The sequence below is a fragment of the Streptomyces sp. TLI_185 genome, assembly GCF_003814765.1.
GTDB lineage: Bacteria > Actinomycetota > Actinomycetes > Streptomycetales > Streptomycetaceae > Streptomyces.
In genome coordinates this window covers 1679030-1695208 of the sequence record NZ_RKRB01000001.1, presented here as the reverse complement: position 1 = coordinate 1695208, position 16179 = coordinate 1679030, and the positions used below count along the sequence as shown (strand labels likewise).

At 70.6% G+C, this 16179-nt stretch carries 10 protein-coding genes and 2 pseudogenes; 7 read left to right on the top strand and 5 right to left on the bottom strand.

All coding sequences use genetic code 11. The features are described 5' to 3' along the window. Positions 1–28 precede the first annotated feature (28 nt). Positions 29–3403: a pyruvate carboxylase gene (locus EDD92_RS07570; RefSeq protein WP_123970312.1), complete on the top strand. Its 3375-nt coding sequence runs from the start codon at positions 29–31 to the stop codon at positions 3401–3403. A 429-nt stretch (positions 3404–3832) separates the two neighbouring features. Beyond that, entirely contained in the window at positions 3833–5764 is a 1932-nt protein-coding gene (locus tag EDD92_RS07560) for a glycosyltransferase family A protein (protein WP_123963588.1), read from the top strand. A 101-nt stretch (positions 5765–5865) separates the two neighbouring features. Here the strand turns inward: EDD92_RS07560 and EDD92_RS07555 are convergent. Beyond that, positions 5866–6311, bottom strand: a pseudogene (locus EDD92_RS07555) (amidohydrolase family protein); the annotation flags it as partial. On the opposite strand from EDD92_RS07555, the pseudogene EDD92_RS07550 reads away from it, so the two are divergent. Then, a pseudogene (locus EDD92_RS07550) lies at positions 6292–6969 on the top strand (hypothetical protein); the annotation flags it as partial. The pseudogenes EDD92_RS07555 and EDD92_RS07550 overlap by 20 nt on opposite strands. A gap of 20 nt (positions 6970–6989) precedes the next feature. On the opposite strand, the gene EDD92_RS07545 reads toward EDD92_RS07550, so the two are convergent. From EDD92_RS07545 to EDD92_RS07530, 4 genes are all read right to left on the bottom strand, one after another. After that, complete coding sequence (locus EDD92_RS07545; RefSeq protein ID WP_123963586.1) at positions 6990–7961, bottom strand: ABC transporter substrate-binding protein; 972 nt, start codon at positions 7959–7961, stop codon at positions 6990–6992. Positions 7962–8032: 71 nt separating this feature from the next. Then, positions 8033–8836: a formylglycine-generating enzyme family protein gene (locus EDD92_RS07540; RefSeq protein WP_123970311.1), complete on the bottom strand. Its 804-nt coding sequence runs from the start codon at positions 8834–8836 to the stop codon at positions 8033–8035. An 83-nt stretch (positions 8837–8919) separates the two neighbouring features. Next, positions 8920–11283 (bottom strand): arylsulfatase, encoded by a 2364-nt coding sequence (locus EDD92_RS07535; RefSeq protein WP_123963585.1) that lies wholly within the window; start codon positions 11281–11283, stop codon positions 8920–8922. Between the two features lie 191 nt (positions 11284–11474). Next, positions 11475–12383, bottom strand: a complete 909-nt coding sequence (locus tag EDD92_RS07530) for a LysR family transcriptional regulator (RefSeq protein ID WP_123963584.1) — start codon at positions 12381–12383, stop codon at positions 11475–11477. Positions 12384–12563: 180 nt separating this feature from the next. On the opposite strand from EDD92_RS07530, the gene EDD92_RS07525 reads away from it, so the two are divergent. The 4 genes from EDD92_RS07525 (at position 12564) to EDD92_RS07510 (ending at position 15997) form a co-directional block, all read left to right on the top strand. Further along, positions 12564–13649 carry an S-(hydroxymethyl)mycothiol dehydrogenase gene (locus EDD92_RS07525; RefSeq protein WP_123963583.1) on the top strand — a complete coding sequence of 362 codons (1086 nt, stop codon included), beginning with the start codon at positions 12564–12566 and terminating at the stop codon, positions 13647–13649. After that, positions 13649–14278: an MBL fold metallo-hydrolase gene (locus EDD92_RS07520; RefSeq protein ID WP_123963582.1), complete on the top strand. Its 630-nt coding sequence runs from the start codon at positions 13649–13651 to the stop codon at positions 14276–14278. Before EDD92_RS07525 ends, EDD92_RS07520 begins: the two co-directional genes overlap by 1 nt. Positions 14279–14477: 199 nt before the next feature. Further along, positions 14478–14840 carry a bifunctional 3-phenylpropionate/cinnamic acid dioxygenase ferredoxin subunit gene (locus EDD92_RS07515; protein ID WP_030928447.1) on the top strand — a complete coding sequence of 121 codons (363 nt, stop codon included), beginning with the start codon at positions 14478–14480 and terminating at the stop codon, positions 14838–14840. Next, a complete protein-coding gene (locus EDD92_RS07510; RefSeq protein ID WP_123963581.1) occupies positions 14837–15997 on the top strand; it encodes an NAD(P)/FAD-dependent oxidoreductase in 1161 nt (386 codons plus the stop codon). Before EDD92_RS07515 ends, EDD92_RS07510 begins: the two co-directional genes overlap by 4 nt. The last annotated feature ends 182 nt before the right edge of the window (positions 15998–16179 follow it).

Sequence of the window (16179 nt, the reverse complement as noted above, 5' to 3'; positions counted from 1 at the left end):
CGTCATCCGCAGGCTGAAGGGAGCGGCGATGTTCCGCAAGGTGCTGGTAGCCAACCGTGGTGAGATCGCGATCAGGGCGTTCCGCGCAGGCTACGAGCTGGGCGCAAGGACCGTCGCCGTCTTCCCGCACGAGGACCGAAATTCGCTGCACCGGCTCAAGGCCGACGAAGCGTACGAGATCGGCCAGCCGGGTCACCCGGTCCGCGCGTACCTGTCCGTCGAGGAAATCGTGCGTGCGGCGCGGCAGGCGGGCGCCGACGCCGTCTACCCCGGCTACGGCTTCCTGTCCGAGAACCCCGAGCTGGCGAAGGCCTGCGAGGAGGCGGGCATCACCTTCGTCGGGCCGAGCGCGCAGACCCTCGAGCTGACCGGCAACAAGGCCCGCGCGGTGGCCGCCGCCCGCGCGGCCGGTGTCCCGGTGCTCGGCTCCTCCGCACCCTCGAACGACATCGACGAACTCGTCCGCGCGGCCGACGAGATCGGCTTCCCGGTGTTCGTGAAGGCGGTCGCGGGCGGCGGCGGGCGCGGTATGCGCCGCGTCGAGGACCCGGCCCAGCTGCGCGAGTCCATCGAGGCGGCGTCCCGCGAGGCGGCCTCCGCGTTCGGCGACTCCACCGTCTTCCTGGAGAAGGCCGTCGTCGACCCCCGCCACATCGAGGTGCAGATCCTCGCCGACGGCGAGGGCAACGTCATCCACCTCTTCGAGCGCGACTGTTCCGTCCAGCGCCGCCACCAGAAGGTCATCGAACTCGCCCCCGCACCCAACCTCGACCCGGACCTGCGCGACCGTATCTGCGCCGACGCGGTCCGCTTCGCCCGCGAGATCGGCTACCGCAACGCGGGCACCGTCGAGTTCCTGCTGGACCGCGACGACAACCACGTCTTCATCGAGATGAACCCGCGCATCCAGGTCGAGCACACGGTCACCGAGGAGGTCACCGACGTCGACCTCGTCCAGTCCCAGCTGCGCATCGCCTCCGGCGAGACCCTCGCCGACCTCGGCCTGTCCCAGGAGACGGTGAAGCTGCACGGCGCGGCCCTGCAGTGCCGTATCACCACCGAGGACCCGGCCAACGGCTTCCGCCCGGACACCGGCCGCATCAGCGCCTACCGCTCGCCCGGCGGCTCCGGCATCCGCCTCGACGGCGGAACCACCCACGCCGGTACGGAGATCAGCGCCCACTTCGACTCGATGCTGGTCAAGCTCACCTGCCGCGGCCGGGACTTCAGGGCCGCGATCGGCCGGGCCCGGCGCGCCGTGGCCGAGTTCCGCATCCGCGGTGTGGCCACCAACATTCCCTTCCTGCAGGCGGTCCTCGACGACCCGGACTTCCAGGCCGGGCGGGTGACGACGTCGTTCATCGAGCAGCGCCCGCACCTGCTCACCTCCCGCTCCTCCGCCGACCGCGGCACCAAGCTGCTCACCTACCTCGCCGACGTGACGGTGAACAAGCCGAACGGCGAGCGTCCCGAGCTGATCGAACCCGTCAGCAAGCTCCCGGCGCTGCCCGCCGGGGAGCCGCCCGCCGGCTCGCGTCAGCGGCTGGTCGAGCTCGGCCCGGAGGGATTCGCCCGCGCGCTGCGCGAGTCGCCGACCATCGGCGTCACCGACACCACCTTCCGCGACGCCCACCAGTCCCTGCTCGCCACCCGCGTCCGCACCAAGGACCTCCTCGCGGTCGCCCCGGTGGTCGCACGGACCCTGCCGGAACTGCTGTCCCTGGAGTGCTGGGGCGGAGCGACGTACGACGTCGCGCTGCGCTTCCTCGCCGAGGACCCGTGGGAGCGCCTCGCCGCCCTCCGGGAGGCCGTCCCCAACATCTGCCTGCAGATGCTGCTGCGCGGCCGCAACACCGTCGGCTACACCCCGTACCCGACCGAAGTGACCGACGCCTTCGTCCAGGAGGCCGCCGCCACCGGCATCGACATCTTCCGCATCTTCGACGCCCTCAACGACGTAGGCCAGATGCGCCCCGCCATCGACGCCGTACGCGAGACGGGCACGGCGATCGCCGAGGTGGCCCTCTGCTACACCTCGGACCTGTCCGACCCGAACGAGCGCCTGTACACCCTCGACTACTACCTCCGCCTGGCCGAGCAGATCGTCGAGGCGGGCGCGCACGTCCTGGCCGTCAAGGACATGGCGGGCCTGCTGCGCGCCCCGGCCGCCGCAAAGCTCGTCTCCGCGCTGCGCCGCGAATTCGACCTCCCGGTCCATCTGCACACCCACGACACGGCGGGCGGCCAGCTCGGCACCTACCTCGCGGCCATCCAGGCGGGCGCGGACGCGGTGGACGGCGCGGTGGCGTCGATGGCGGGCACGACGTCGCAGCCCTCCCTGTCGGCGATCGTCGCCGCCACGGACCACTCGAACCGCCCGACCGGCCTCGACCTCCAGGCGGTCGGCGACCTGGAGCCGTACTGGGAGAGCGTCCGCAGGGTCTACGCCCCCTTCGAGGCGGGCCTCGCCTCCCCGACGGGCCGCGTCTACCACCACGAGATCCCCGGCGGCCAGCTCTCCAACCTGCGCACCCAGGCCGTGGCGCTCGGCCTCGGCGACCGCTTCGAGGAGATCGAGGACCTCTACGCCTCCGCCGACCGGATGCTGGGCCGCCTGGTCAAGGTCACCCCGTCCTCCAAGGTGGTCGGCGACCTCGCCCTGCACCTGGTGGGCGCCGGGGTGGACCCGGCCGACTTCGAGGCGACCCCGAACCGGTACGACATCCCCGACTCCGTCATCGGCTTCCTGCGCGGCGAGCTGGGCACCCCGCCCGGCGGCTGGCCGGAGCCCTTCCGCACCAAGGCACTCGAGGGCCGCGCCGAACCCAGGCCCGTCCAGGAGCTCAGCACGGAGGACCGCGAGGGCCTGGCGAAGGACCCCCGCACCACCCTCAACCGTCTTCTCTTCCCCGGCCCGACCCGCGACTACGAGACCCACCGTCAGGCCTACGGCGACACCAGCGTGCTGGACAGCAAGGACTTCTTCTACGGGCTGCGCCCGGGCAAGGAGTACTCCGTCGACCTCGAACCCGGCGTCCGGCTGCTGATCGAGCTGGAGGCGGTCGGCGAGGCCGACGAGCGCGGCATGCGCACCGTGATGTCCACCCTGAACGGCCAGCTCCGTCCGATCCAGGTGCGTGACAAGGCGGCCGCCTCCGACGTCCCGGCGACCGAGAAGGCCGACCGCACCAACCCGGGCCACGTCGCTGCCCCGTTCGCCGGCGTGGTCACCCTCGCGGTCGCCGAGGGCGACGAGGTGGACGCCGGTGCGACCGTGGCCACCATCGAGGCGATGAAGATGGAGGCCGCGATCACCGCCCCCAAGGCGGGCACCGTCGGCCGGCTGGCCATCAACAAGATCCAGCAGGTGGAGGGCGGCGACCTGCTCGTCGAGATCGGCTGAGCCGGGTCACTCCGTGGCGCAGGGTGGGGTCAATGCCGTCGGCGTCGGCCCCACCCTGCTGCGTGATCGTGTCATTTGCCGGCGACGGCTGTGCTCACGCTGGACTGCGGATCGGGAGTGCACGCTGCTTCCTGGGCGGCCATGACCTCATCGCCGTACTCGAAGGCCCATGCGCCGACGGCATCGATGGGCGGACCCGAGTTCCCGATGTGTCTCGTTCGACAATGGGCCGGCGCCGCCGGGAAAATCGATTGTGAATCGCAGTCGCATATTGAGCGGGTCATCTGCTCGCCTCGATGCGGGCTTGTTGGATGGCTCTTCATGGGACTCCCGCATCCGTAGGGTTGTCGTCGAGTTATTTACTTTGGCGAATTTCGGGCGCCTATTTCCGCCTCTGACCCGTCCGGCGGGGCGGGTAAGATCTGTGGGATGCCGAGAGTCAAGGTCAGCGTCGTCGTGCCCGTGTACAACACCGGGAAGTACGTCGACGAGTGTGCGCCGTCGCTGCTGGGGCAGTCGCTGCCCGCCGACGAGTACGAGGTCATCTACGTCGACGACGGTTCGACGGACGACACCCTGGCCCGGCTGGAGAAGATCGCGGCGAAGCACCCGAACGTGCAGGTGCACACCCGCCCCAACTCGGGCTGGCCGGGCGCACCGCGCAACCTGGGCATGAGTCACGCCCGGGGCGAGTACATCCAGTTCGTCGACCACGACGACACCCTCGGCCCCGAGGCGCTGGAGCGGCTGTACGAGTTCGCCAGGCGCAACGACGCCGACGTGGTGCTCGGCAAGATGTCCAGCACCATGGTCCGGCCCCGGCGGCTGTTCCGGCACACGGTGGACGCCTGCACCATCGAGAACGACGAGCTCATGCAGAGCATGTCGCCGCACAAGATGTTCCGGCGCGCCTTCGTCGAGGAGCACGGCCTGCGCTTCCCCGAGGGCCCCTGGATCCTGGAGGACCTGCTCTTCGTCAGCGCCGCCTACCTCAAGGCGGAGCGGATCTCGATCCTCGCCGACTACCCCTGCTACTACTGGATGAAGCGGGACGACGGCGGCAACAACACCCAGCACCGGTTCAGCTCCCGGCACGGCTTCTGGCGCAACTGCCGCACCATCGTCCGCCAGATCAAGGACGGCACCGAGGCCTCCGACGACATCGACGCTCTGCAGAACCGCCTCCTGCACCGCCTCTACCACGTCGAGATCCTCTCCCGCACCCGCGAGCCCGAGATCCTCCGCGAGGACCCGGGCGAGCAGAAGCAGCGCTTCGAGGCCGCGCGCGAACTGGCGCTGACGGAGTTCCCGGCGGCCGTCCGCGAAGGCCTGCCCGCCGTGTCCCGGCTACGCGCCGAACTCCTCGAACGTGGCGACTTCGACGGCGCGCTGGTTCTCGCCGAGCGCGTCCGCGAGGTGACGGCCCGCAGCGAGGTCGGCGGAGTGCGCTGGGAGGACGGCCGGCTGGTGGCCGACGTCACCCTCGACCTGCTGCGCGGGGACGGCGAACCGCTGGCCCTCGTCGAGCGGGACGGCAAGCGCCTGCTGGACCCCGAGCTGCTGACCGGCGTGCCCGGTGTGGAGGACGGCTGGGAGGTCCGCGACCCGTTCCGGCTGGCGTACGCGGAAGTGGTGGTCAAGGACCGGGACCGTGAGGACTGGTGGTACCCCGAGGGCGACCTGGAGGTGCGCCTGGAGCCGCTCGGCGAGGGCCGCTCCCGGCTGGTTGCCTCCGGGCGGCTGATCCTGGATCCCGAGCGGCTGGCCGGCGGCCGTCCGCTGGAGCGCGGGGTGCACGACGTGTGGGCGTACGTCCAACTCCTCGGCGTGGACCGAATGGTCCGCGTCACCGGCCACGGCACCCCGGGCACCCCGGCCACGGACCCGGCGTTGACCGGCGGTCGCCTCGCGCTCCCGTACTGGACGGCCGGCCGCCAGCTCGCCCTCGACGTGGACCAGCGCCAGCGCAAACTCGGCCCCGACACGGCCGGTACCGCCGCGGCGAACACCGCACGCGGTGGACGTTCGCTCCCGCTGCCGTACATGGCGGCGGGGGCAGGCGGAGCACCGGCGCGCATCAAGGTCACGGTCTCTGCCCTGACACTGGACGCCGAACTGATCCCCGCCCCCGACGGCACAACGGTCCAACTGCACCTCCCGCCCCGTCTCAAACTCCCGGACGGCCGCCACCCGGTCACCTTCCCGAAGACGGACACCCCGGTCGCCCACGCCGTCGTCCGCGACGGCGCCCTGCTCCGCCTGGAGGGCCCGGCGTACGAGCCCGGCACCGGGCGCCGACTCCTCGACTCGGTCGCGGACAACGGGCAAGTACGGCGGATACGGCGGCGGTTGGGCCGCTAGACGCTCCCCGGCGCTGACCACGACCACGCCGGGCGGACGGACGAAGGGTGACACTGCGATCGGACGCCCGGCGAGGGCTCATGTCCATGCCGTTACGGGTCTCACCGGGCGCCCGGTTGGACGAGTCTGAAGAAGATCCGCGCCCCGGCCCGTTGGGCGGACTGGCGCAGGCGGAGGGCGGGGGACTGGGCCGCACCCGGGACCCGGGCGCCGCCCAGGCGGGGGAACAGGGCTTCGGCGTTGGTGCGGCTGACGGCCCTCAACGTGCCGGGATCGACGCCGGTGTCCAGGCCGCTGGCGAAGTACTGGCATGCCGCGGTGGGGGCGAAGGGCCAGTCGCTGCCGAAGAGGACGTGTCCGGGGCGGGCGAAGGCGAGCAGGGTGGGCAGGGCGGCGGGGCCGGAGGACAGCGCGGTGTCGAAGTAGAAGCTGCGCAGGTCGTCCAGGGTGTCCAGCGGGCTGCGTCCCGTGTCGCTGCGATCGCGACGGCCATCCGGTGCGAGGCGTACGGCACGAAGCCGCCCGCGTGGCTGAGGATGAGCTGGATCGACACCATCGGCATGCACCACGACCCGGTCTCCCGCGCCCTGATGTGCTTCCGCCTCGACGAGCAGGAGTGCCGCTTCCTGATCCAGCGCGGCCCGGCCGAGGACGTCGTGGCCACCGAGCCGGCCCAGCTGCGCGGTTACTGCACCACCGCCTTCGACGCCCGCCACACCGACTGCATCGACGAGAGCATCAGCGGAGTCGAGCTCAAGATCCGCTTCCTGCGGGTGAACGAACGCCATCACTCCCTCGCGATCGCCGCCGTCCGCGGCCTGCCGATCGACCCGGTCCGCACCCGCATCCAGCACCTCAACATCCAGACGGCCACTCTCGACGACGTCGCCCAGAGCTGCCGGCGCGTGTGCGAACTCGGCTTCGACATGGCCCAGTCGGTGGGACAGCACACCAACGACAAGGAGCTGTCCTACTACGCCCGCACCCCCTCGGGCTTCGAGCGGGAGGTCGGCTGGAACCCCGTCGTCATCGACGAGACCACCCGGCAGCCCACCACCCACCACGGCATCAGCATCTGGGGCCACACCCCCGTCGGCCGGACCGTCGTCGACAAACTCGACCAGTTCCGCCTCGGCGCCCGCTCCCTCACCCGGCCCGAGGACACGGTCCCGGCTCTCAGCGGCGCCGGCATCCCGGACGACTGACCCCGCGCGGTCGAGCCGGACTACCCGAGCCAGGCCTTGACCTTGTCGGGGTTCGCCTCGATCCACTTCTTCGCCGCCGCCGTCGGCGTCATCTTGTCCACGGCGATGTACTTGGCCACGGTGTTCTGGTCGGCGTTGGTCCACTTGAAGTTCTTCACCAGGTCATAGGCCGGGCTGCCGGACTTGGCGAACCTCGTGCTGACGATCTTGTCGAGGTCGAACACGGGGTAGTCGCAGGCGACCTTCGCCGGATCGGCGTCACAACCCGCCGTGTGCTCGGGCAGCTTGACGTGGACCAGCGGCACCTCCGAGAAGAACCACTGCGGCTCGTAGAAGTAGCCGATCACCCACTGCTTGTTCTTCTCGGCGGTGCGGAAGGCCTGGATGAGCGCGGTCTCGCTGCCCGCGTACACCACCTTGAAGTTCAGCTTCAGGTTCGTCACCAGCGCCGCGTCGTTGGTCTGGTACGAGGCGTCGCCGTCCAGCAGCTGGCCCTTGCCGCCCGACTCGGAGGTCTTGAAGTGGGCCGCGTACTTGTTGAGGTTCTTCCAGTCGACGATGTCCGGGTGCGCCCTGGCCAGCCATGGCGGGATGTACCAGCCGATGATGCCCTTGTTGCCGGTCGGGCCGAGGTCGACGGCGGTCTTCTGCTGGGTGATGTACTTCTTCTCCAGGTCCGGGTGACCCCAGTTCTCCAGGATGGCGTCGACCTCACCCGTCTCGAACCCCTGCCAGCCGATCTCCGCCTTGAGGTCCTTCTTCTCGACCTTGCAGCCCAGATTGTGCTCGGCCACATAGCCGACGACAGCCGCATCGGCCTCGTAGCCCACCCAGGGGTTGACCGCGAGGTTGAAGGTGCCGCACCTGCCCGAGCTGCTGCCCGCGCCGGCCGCGCTGTCACCGACCTTCGCGCCGCCGCAAGCAGTGAGGGTGAGGCCGAGTACTGCCATGCCCGCCGGGCCGGCGCGCCAGTGTCCTGTTCTCTTTGCCATGGTCCTGCTCCTTGTACGGCTTGTACGGCGATGCGCCGCGCCGTTGTCCGAGGGATGAAGTCGACGAGTGGTCAGGCCATGTCCAGAGCGCACCGGAAGCCCACGTTGCCGGTCGCCGAGTCCGGGGGAAGGCCCTGCCGCGCGGCGACGCGGTAGCGGCGGCAGTAGGAGGCGTGGCACAGATAGGAGCCGCCCTTGGTCACCCGCAGCTGTCCGTCGCGGGAGGGGGAGAACGGGTCCTCGCACCACTCCCATACGTTGCCCGTGGCGTTGTACAGGCCGAAGCCGTTGGGTTCGAAGGCGTTGACCGGGCAGCTGCCGTACCAGCCGTCGGCTGTCGGATGCCGCTCGGGAAAGGCGCCGTGCCAGACGTTCATCCGGGGGCGACCGCCCGGTTCGAGCTCGTCGCCCCAGGGGAACACCTTGCCGTGCAGGCCGCCCCGGGCGGCGCGCTCCCACTCCGCCTCGGTGGGCAGGCGCTTGCCGGCCCAGGTGCAGTAGGCGCGGGCGTCGTCCCAGTCGACGTGCACGACCGGATGATCCGCCCGGTCCTCCCAGGTGGAGTGCGGCCCGTCGGGATGCCGCCAGTCGGCACCCTCGACCTGCCGCCACCAGGGCGCGCCCACCACTGCCCGGGTCGGCGGGAAGACGTCGGGCAGCAGACCTGCGAACACGAAGGACCAGCCGATCCGCTCCGCGCCGGAGTGGTACCCGGTGTCGGCGGCGAAGCGCGCGAACTGCGCGTTCGACACCGTGCAGGCGTCCATCCGGAAGGCGTCGACGTGCACCGTGCGCACCGGGCCCTCGCCGTCGGCGGGGTAGGCGAGCGCGTCCTCGCTGCCCATGAGGAACTCGCCGGCGGGAACGGCCACCATGCCCTCGGTGCTCGCCAGGTGCAGGGCGGCCGGCCGGGGCGAGGGCCGGTCCGCCGCGCGGCCGCCGGACGGCGTACAGCAGCTCACTGGGCCCCCATGACCCGGCGGTGCAGCCCGCCGTCGTAGTCGGACGACTCGGCGGTGGCGCCGTCCAGGTCGATGCGGACGGTGTGGATGGTCCCGGTGAATTCGTTGTCCAGGGCGGGGTAGTCGTCTGTCACCGGTGTGCTGAGATCCACCCCGACATCCAGGGTCTCGTCGAAGGAGAAGTAGTACGGGATGGTGCGCTCGACCCGCCCGGTCGCCTGCTTCGCGCCGTCGACCATGAGGACGGCGGTGCCGCCCTTGCCGAGTCCTCCGCCGTCGTAGTCGAACTCGAGCCGGACCTCGTGCCGCCCCGGCGCCAGGGGCTCGGCGGCGCGCACGGTGTACACGCTCATCCCGAAGTAGTTGTAGGCGTACGCCGGCTTTCCGTCCGTGACGTACAGGGTCCAGCCACCGAACCGGCCGCCCTGTGCGACGAGCACGCCCTCGGCCGTCGTGTCGTCCGGTATGCCGACGTCCGCGGTGATGCTGTGCGAGCGGTTCTTGATGTTGGGGGTGGTCTCCTCGGTGAACCGGCGCATTCCGGCGCGGTAGGTGACGGACGTCCGGTGGCCGAGCAGATCGATGCGGCCGGCCACGGCGGGGTTCTCCCGCTCGGTGACCCGGTCGTCCAGCGGGAAGACCTGGTACTTCGCCGCTTCGATCAGGAACAGGTCCTGGAGCCGGCGCAGCTTGTCGGGGTGTTCGGCGGCGAGGTCGTGTGCCTGGCTCCAGTCGTGGTCGAGGTCGTAGAGCTCCCAGACGTCGTCGGCGAACCGCTTGCCCCCGTCCGGCACCATCTCCCAGGGGATGCCGTGCCGGGTGACCGCCATCCAGCCCTCGTGGTAGATGCCCCGGTTGCCGCACATCTCGAAGTACTGCGTACGGCGATGCTCCGGCGCCCGGGGATCGGCGAGCGTACGCCACATGCTCGTGCCCTCCATGGGCTGCTGTGGCACCCCGTCGACGCTGAAGGGCGCCGGAATCCCCGCGCAGTCCAGGATCGTCGGCAGCACGTCGATGACGTGCGAGAACTGGTGGCGCAGCCCGCCGCGTTCGGGGACCCCGCCGGGCCAGTGCAGGATCATGCCGTCGCGGGTGCCGCCGAAGTGCGAGGCGACCTGCTTGGTCCACTGGTAGGGGGTGTTGAGGGCCAGGGCCCAGCCCGCCGGGGCGATCGGATAGCTGCGGGGGCCGCCGATCTCGTCGAGGTGTTCGATCATCTCGTCCGGGTCGTCCACCACGCCGTGCCCGAGCCGGTGCTCGACGATGGTTCCCTCGATGCCGCCTTCGCCCGAGGCGCCGTTGTCCCCGAGGATGTAGAGGACAAGGGTGTTGTCCAGCTCGCCGAGTTCCTCCAGCGCGTCGATGAACCTGCCGACCTGTACGTCGGCGTGTTCGGTGAAGGCGGCGAACGTCTCCATGAACCGTGCCGCCAACCGGCGCTGGTTGGCGGTGAGTTCGTCCCAGTGGGGAACGCCCTCGGCCCAGGGGGCGAGCTCCGCGTCCTCCGGTACGACGCCGAGTTCCTTCTGCCGCCGCAGGGTCACTTCGCGCTGGTGGTCCCAACCGTGGTCGAAGTGCCCGCGGTATTTCTCCTGCCATTCCCGGCCGACGTGCAACGGAGCATGTGCGGCGCCGAGCGCGAGGTAGGTGAAGAACGGACGGTCCGGAGTGAGCGTGCGCTGGGTGCGGACCCAGTCGATGGCGTGGTCGACGAGGTCCTCGGAGAGGTGGTAGCCGTCCTCGGGGCGGCGCTCCGGCTCGACCGGGGTGGTGCCCTGGTACAGCAGCGGGTACCAGTGGTTCATCTCGGCGCCCATGAAGCCGTAGAAGGTGTCGAACCCTTCGCCGGTGGGCCAGCGGTCGAACGGGCCGACCGCGCTGATCTCCCGCGGCGGGGTCTGGTGCCACTTGCCGAACGCGGCCGTGCTGTACCCGTTGCGCTGCAGGATCTGGGCCATGGTCGCCGCGCTGCGCGGCCGGAAGCCGTTGTAGCCGGGGGCCGCGGTGGTCATCTCGGTGGTGCCGCCCATGCCGACCGAGTGATGGTTGCGTCCGGTCAGCAGGGCCTGCCGGGTCGGTGAGCACAGGGCCGTGACATGGAACCGGGTGTAGCGCAGCCCGCCGTCGGCGAGTCGTTCGGCGGCCGGCATCTCGCACGGTCCGCCGAAGGCGCTGGAGGTGCCGAAGCCGAGGTCGTCCACGAGCACGATCACCACGTTCGGTGCGCCCTGAGGTGGAGGGACCGGGCCGATGGGGGTGAAGGCGGTCTCCTGGTCGTGGACGTCCATCGCGGTCGTCAGGGGCCGGCGGGCGTCGGGCCGGGGGAGTATGTGCCGTCCGGCGTCGAACTCGGTCATGTATTTCTCCGTTGGGATACGCCGCGGAAATGTCACACGCTTTTTTCCTCGCCGAATTCTCGGCGTGATGGGGCTGGACTTCCGGCCGGTCTGCCAGCGGTGGAGTAAAAATGGCATTCGCCGTCGAAGCCGGTCAACAAAAGAGCGTGAATCCGGCTGGACCGGTTTTGAATGAAGGCGGTAGAAAGTTTCTATACCTGGAGCTTCGCTGCCTGCTCGGGTGGCGGGACGGGCGCGGATGCCAGGTCCACGAACGCCTGGGCCGCGGGCGACAGGGGGCCCGGGCGCCAGACCAGTCGGCCGTGGCGCAGCAGCCGCGGACGGTTGGAGAGCATCCGGGCCCCGCGGAGTGCTGCGTCCTGGGCCATGGAGGCGGGCAGCAGGGACGCGCCGACGCCGGAGAGGACGAGCGGCACGATCATCGCGCGGTGCGCGGTCTCCACCACGATCCGCGGCGCGACGCCGAGCGCGGTGCACACATCGTCCAGCGCCGCGCGGGTTTCGGTGCCCGGCGGGGTCACGATCAGGTCCAGCGCGGCGAGTTCGCGCGAGGTGATGGTGGGGCCGGCCGGATGCGGGTGGTCGGGGGGCAGGACGACATGCATCTCCTGCGCCGGCAGGTCGATGCTGCTCAGGTCCGCCGTGGGCACCGAGGCGTCCACCAGACCGAGCTCGCACTGGCCGGCCGCGACCATGTGCGCCACGGCGGCTCCCCGCTCCGGATCGACCACGCGCACGGAGACCTTGGGATGCGCGCGGTGAAAGCGTCCCAGCATGCCGGCGAGCGGATCGACCGACAGGGTCGTCTGCGAAACGATGTCGAGCCGGCCGCCGCTGAGTCCGAGGACCTCGCGGACCAGGGCGCCGGCCGTGGACAGATCCCGCAGCACTTGTTGGGCCGGTTGAACCAGTGCCTCACCCGCCGCGGTGAGTACGACGCCGTGCGGCAGCCGGTGAAACAGACTGCCGCCGAATTCGCGCTCCAGCGCCCGGATCGCATGCGACAGGGAGGGCTGTGCGACATGGAGTGCAATGGCCGCGGCTGTGAATCCGCCGTGCTCGGCAACGGCGATGAAGTATTCCAGCTGGCGTCGTTCCATCGGCTCTCCGTAAATTCCGGGCAACGCTATCACCGGTCGGGCGGCGACGACGCCGGTCGAACGGCGCATCCGAGACCTTGACCCCCGGTCGGCGCTCCACGATGCTGTGTTGCGGCACATGAGATGTGTGCCGCATTGAGCAACATCAGACTCAGGTCTCGTACCAGCCGAGGAGTGGCCATGACGCACCAGGTCCGTGGAGTCGTCGCGCGGGGCAAGGGCGCCCCCGTCAGCCTGGAGACGATCATCGTGCCCGACCCCGGACCGGGTGAGGCGCTGGTGAAGGTCGAGGCCTGCGGGGTCTGCCACACCGATCTGCACTACCGCGAGGGCGGCATCAACGACGACTTCCCCTTCCTGCTCGGCCACGAGGCCGCGGGTGTGGTGGAGGCGGTGGGGGAGGGCGTCACCGATGTCGCCCCCGGCGACTTCGTGATCCTCAACTGGCGTGCCGTGTGCGGGCAGTGCCGGGCCTGTCTGCGCGGACGGCCCTGGTACTGCTTCAACACCCACAACGCCAAGCAGAAGATGACCCTTGAGGACGGCACCGAGCTGTCCCCGGCGCTGGGCATCGGCGCGTTCGCGGAGAAGACGCTGGTCGCGGCGGGGCAGTGCACCAAGGTCGACCGCGCCGCCTCCGCGGCCGCCGCCGGTCTGCTGGGCTGCGGCGTGATGGCGGGCATCGGCGCCGCGATCAACACCGGCGACGTCGGCCGCGGCGACAGCGTGGCGGTCATCGGCTGCGGTGGCGTCGGCGACGCCGCGATCGTCGGGTCGAATCTGGCCGGCGCCGCGAAGATCATCGCGGTGGACCTGGACGACCGGAAGCTGGAGACCGCCCGCAAGCTGGGCGCGACCCACACCGTCAACTCCAAGGAGTCCGACCCCGTCGAGGCGATCCGCGAGCTGACCGGCGGCCACGGCGCCGACGTCGTCATCGAGGCGGTCGGCCGCCCGGAGACGTACAAGCAGGCCTTCTACGCCCGCGACCTCGCCGGCACGGTCGTCCTGGTGGGTGTGCCGACCCCGGAGATGAAGCTGGAGCTGCCGCTGCTGGACGTGTTCGGCCGTGGCGGCGCGCTCAAGTCGAGTTGGTACGGCGACTGCCTGCCCTCCCGCGACTTCCCGATGCTCATCGACCTCTATCTGCAGGGCCGCCTGAACCTGGACGCCTTCGTCACCGAGACCATCGCTCTCGACGAGGTGGAGAAGGCCTTCGAGCGGATGCACGGCGGCGACGTGCTGCGCTCGGTGGTGGTGCTCTGATGGCGGCACGCATCGAACACCTCGTCACCTCGGGCACGTTCTCGCTGGACGGCGGCACCTGGGACGTCGACAACAACGTGTGGATCATCGGCGACGACCACGAGGTGATCGTCATCGACGCGGCCCATGACGCCGAGGCCATCGCCGAGGCCGTCGGGGGCCGGACCCTGCGGGCGATCGTGTGCACCCACGCCCACAACGACCACATCGACGCCGCGCCCGGCCTCGCGGCGCGCACCGGCGGCCCGGTCCTCCTCCATCCGGACGACCTGCCGCTGTGGAAGCAGACCCACCCGGAGCGGGCGCCCGACGCCGAACTGGCCGACGGCCAGGCCCTGACGGTGGCGGGCGTCGAGCTGACCGTGCTGCACACGCCCGGCCACGCCCCCGGAGCGGTCTGTCTGTACGCGCCGGCGCTCGGCGCACTCTTCAGCGGTGACACGCTCTTCGCGGGCGGCCCAGGGGCCACGGGAAGGTCGTACAGCCACTTCCCGACCATCATCGAGTCCATCCGCGAGCGGCTGCTGGCCCTGCCCGGCGACACCGTCGTGCACACCGGTCACGGGGACACGACGACCATCGGCGCGGAGGCCCCGCACCTGCAGGACTGGATCGCACGCGGTCACTGACCTGCTGACCTGCTCGAAGGTACTGATCCCAGTGCCGACCCCTGCCCCAACGGTGTTGCTCATAGTGCGCCAAGTTGCATGAAGAGCAACAATCGGCAGGGGTCAACAGGGCCCCTGAACTCCTTGACAAGGGTTCAGGGCGACCTCAGACTGATGTTGCGCTTACCGCAATCCGTTTCGTTATACGCACCGAGGTGTCATGATGATTCCCGTGTGCCGTCTCGCGGATCTCCCGCGAGGTGAGGCCTTCCGGCTCGACATCGATCCGCCGGTCTCGGTGTTCCATACCGACGACGGCGAGGTCTTCGCCATCGACGACACCTGCACCCACCAGGACGCCTCGCTCGCCGACGGCTGGCTGGAGGGCTGCGAGGTGGAATGCCCGCTGCACGCTTCGAAGTTCGACCTGCGCACCGGCGCCGTCGACGCCCCGCCGGCCAAGCTGCCGGTGCGGACGCACGAGGTGGTCGTCGAGGACGGCATGATCTACGTCCAGGTGTCGACCGACGCTCCCAACCTGCCGCCCTGCATCGCCTCCCGTCTCGCCGGGGGTCCCGCGTGAGGACGGTCGCCGTGGTCGGCGCCTCGCTGGCCGGCCTGTCGGCGGCGCGCTCACTGCGCAAGCAGGGCTACGACGGACGGCTCGTCGTCATCGGCGACGAGACCCACCGCCCGTACGACAGGCCCCCGCTGTCCAAGGAGTTCCTGGCCGGCACGATCGGCGAAGCCGACCTCGTACTGGAGACGGACGACGAGGACCTGCGGGCCGAGTGGCTGCTCGGCGCCCGCGCCACCGGACTCGACCGGACAGAGCGCGCCCTACGGCTCGCCGACGGCAGCCGGCTCCGGGCGGACGGCATCGTCATCGCGACCGGTGCCGCCGCGCGCAGGCTGCCGGGCGCCGAGGGCCTTTCCGGAGTGCACACCCTGCGCACCCTGGACGACGCCCGCGCCCTGCGGGACGAACTGGCCCGCGGCGGACGACTGGTGGTGATCGGCGGCGGCTTCATCGGCGCCGAGGTCGCCTCCACCGCGTACGCCCTCGGGCTCGACGTGACGGTGATCGAGGCGGCCCCGACGCCGCTTGCGGGCCCGCTCGGCGAGACCATGGGCGCCGTCGTCTCCGGCCTCCACACCGACCATGGCGTACGGCTGTTGTGCGGTGTGGGCGTCAAGGGGCTGAGCGGGGAGCGGCAGGTGGATGCCGTCCTGCTCGAGGACGGCCGCAGCGTCCCCGCCGACATCGTCGTCGTCGGCGTGGGTGCCCGCCCGTGCGTCGAGTGGCTGGAAGGCTCCGGCGTCGCCCTCGACAACGGGGTGAAGTGCGGCGCGGACGGCCGCACCAGCCTCGCCGGCGTGGTCGCGGTCGGCGACTGTGCCAACTGGTACGACCCTCGTGCGGGCGCCCATCGCCGCGTCGAGCACTGGACCGGTGCGCGCGAGCGCCCCGACGCCGCCATTGCCACGCTGCTGGCGGGCGGCGCGGTGGAGCCGGGTGTGCCCCGGCCGCCGTACTTCTGGTCCGACCAGTACGGTGTGAAGATCCAGTTCGCCGGTCATGCGGCCGGCGCCGACAGTGTGACGGTCGAGGAGGGCGCCGCGGACGACCGCAACGTCCTGGCCGTCTACCGGCGTGCCGGACAGCCGGTCGCCGTGCTCGGGATGAACCAGCCGCGGCTGTTCACCCGCTGGCGCAAGCAGCTCAGCGCTCCGCTATGAGCACCGAAATGGGTTGTTGTTCTTCCGCGGCGCCGTTGTGGCTGGTCGCTCCCCCGCTCTCGACTTCGCTCGAGCGGGGGGACCCTCATCGCGGCGAAGCCGCATATCAATACAGCCCCGCGCCCCTACGGGGCGCTTCCCCAAGCCTGCTGCTCACGGCTGCGGCCCGCAGCGTAGCCCCT

Excerpts from the sequence above, each read along its gene's own strand:
- EDD92_RS07570 (WP_123970312.1), top strand. The coding sequence starts at position 29 with ATGTTCCGCAAGGTGCTGGTAGCCAACCGTGGTGAGATCGCGATCAGG.
- EDD92_RS07545 (WP_123963586.1), bottom strand. The coding sequence starts at position 7,961 with ATGGCAAAGAGAACAGGACACTGGCGCGCCGGCCCGGCGGGCATGGCA.
- EDD92_RS07540 (WP_123970311.1), bottom strand. The coding sequence starts at position 8,836 with ATGGTGGCCGTTCCCGCCGGCGAGTTCCTCATGGGCAGCGAGGACGCG.
- EDD92_RS07530 (WP_123963584.1), bottom strand. The coding sequence starts at position 12,383 with ATGGAACGACGCCAGCTGGAATACTTCATCGCCGTTGCCGAGCACGGC.
- EDD92_RS07515 (WP_030928447.1), top strand. The coding sequence starts at position 14,478 with ATGATGATTCCCGTGTGCCGTCTCGCGGATCTCCCGCGAGGTGAGGCC.
- EDD92_RS07520 (WP_123963582.1), top strand. The coding sequence starts at position 13,649 with ATGGCGGCACGCATCGAACACCTCGTCACCTCGGGCACGTTCTCGCTG.
- EDD92_RS07525 (WP_123963583.1), top strand. The coding sequence starts at position 12,564 with ATGACGCACCAGGTCCGTGGAGTCGTCGCGCGGGGCAAGGGCGCCCCC.
- EDD92_RS07535 (WP_123963585.1), bottom strand. The coding sequence starts at position 11,283 with ATGACCGAGTTCGACGCCGGACGGCACATACTCCCCCGGCCCGACGCC.
- EDD92_RS07560 (WP_123963588.1), top strand. The coding sequence starts at position 3,833 with ATGCCGAGAGTCAAGGTCAGCGTCGTCGTGCCCGTGTACAACACCGGG.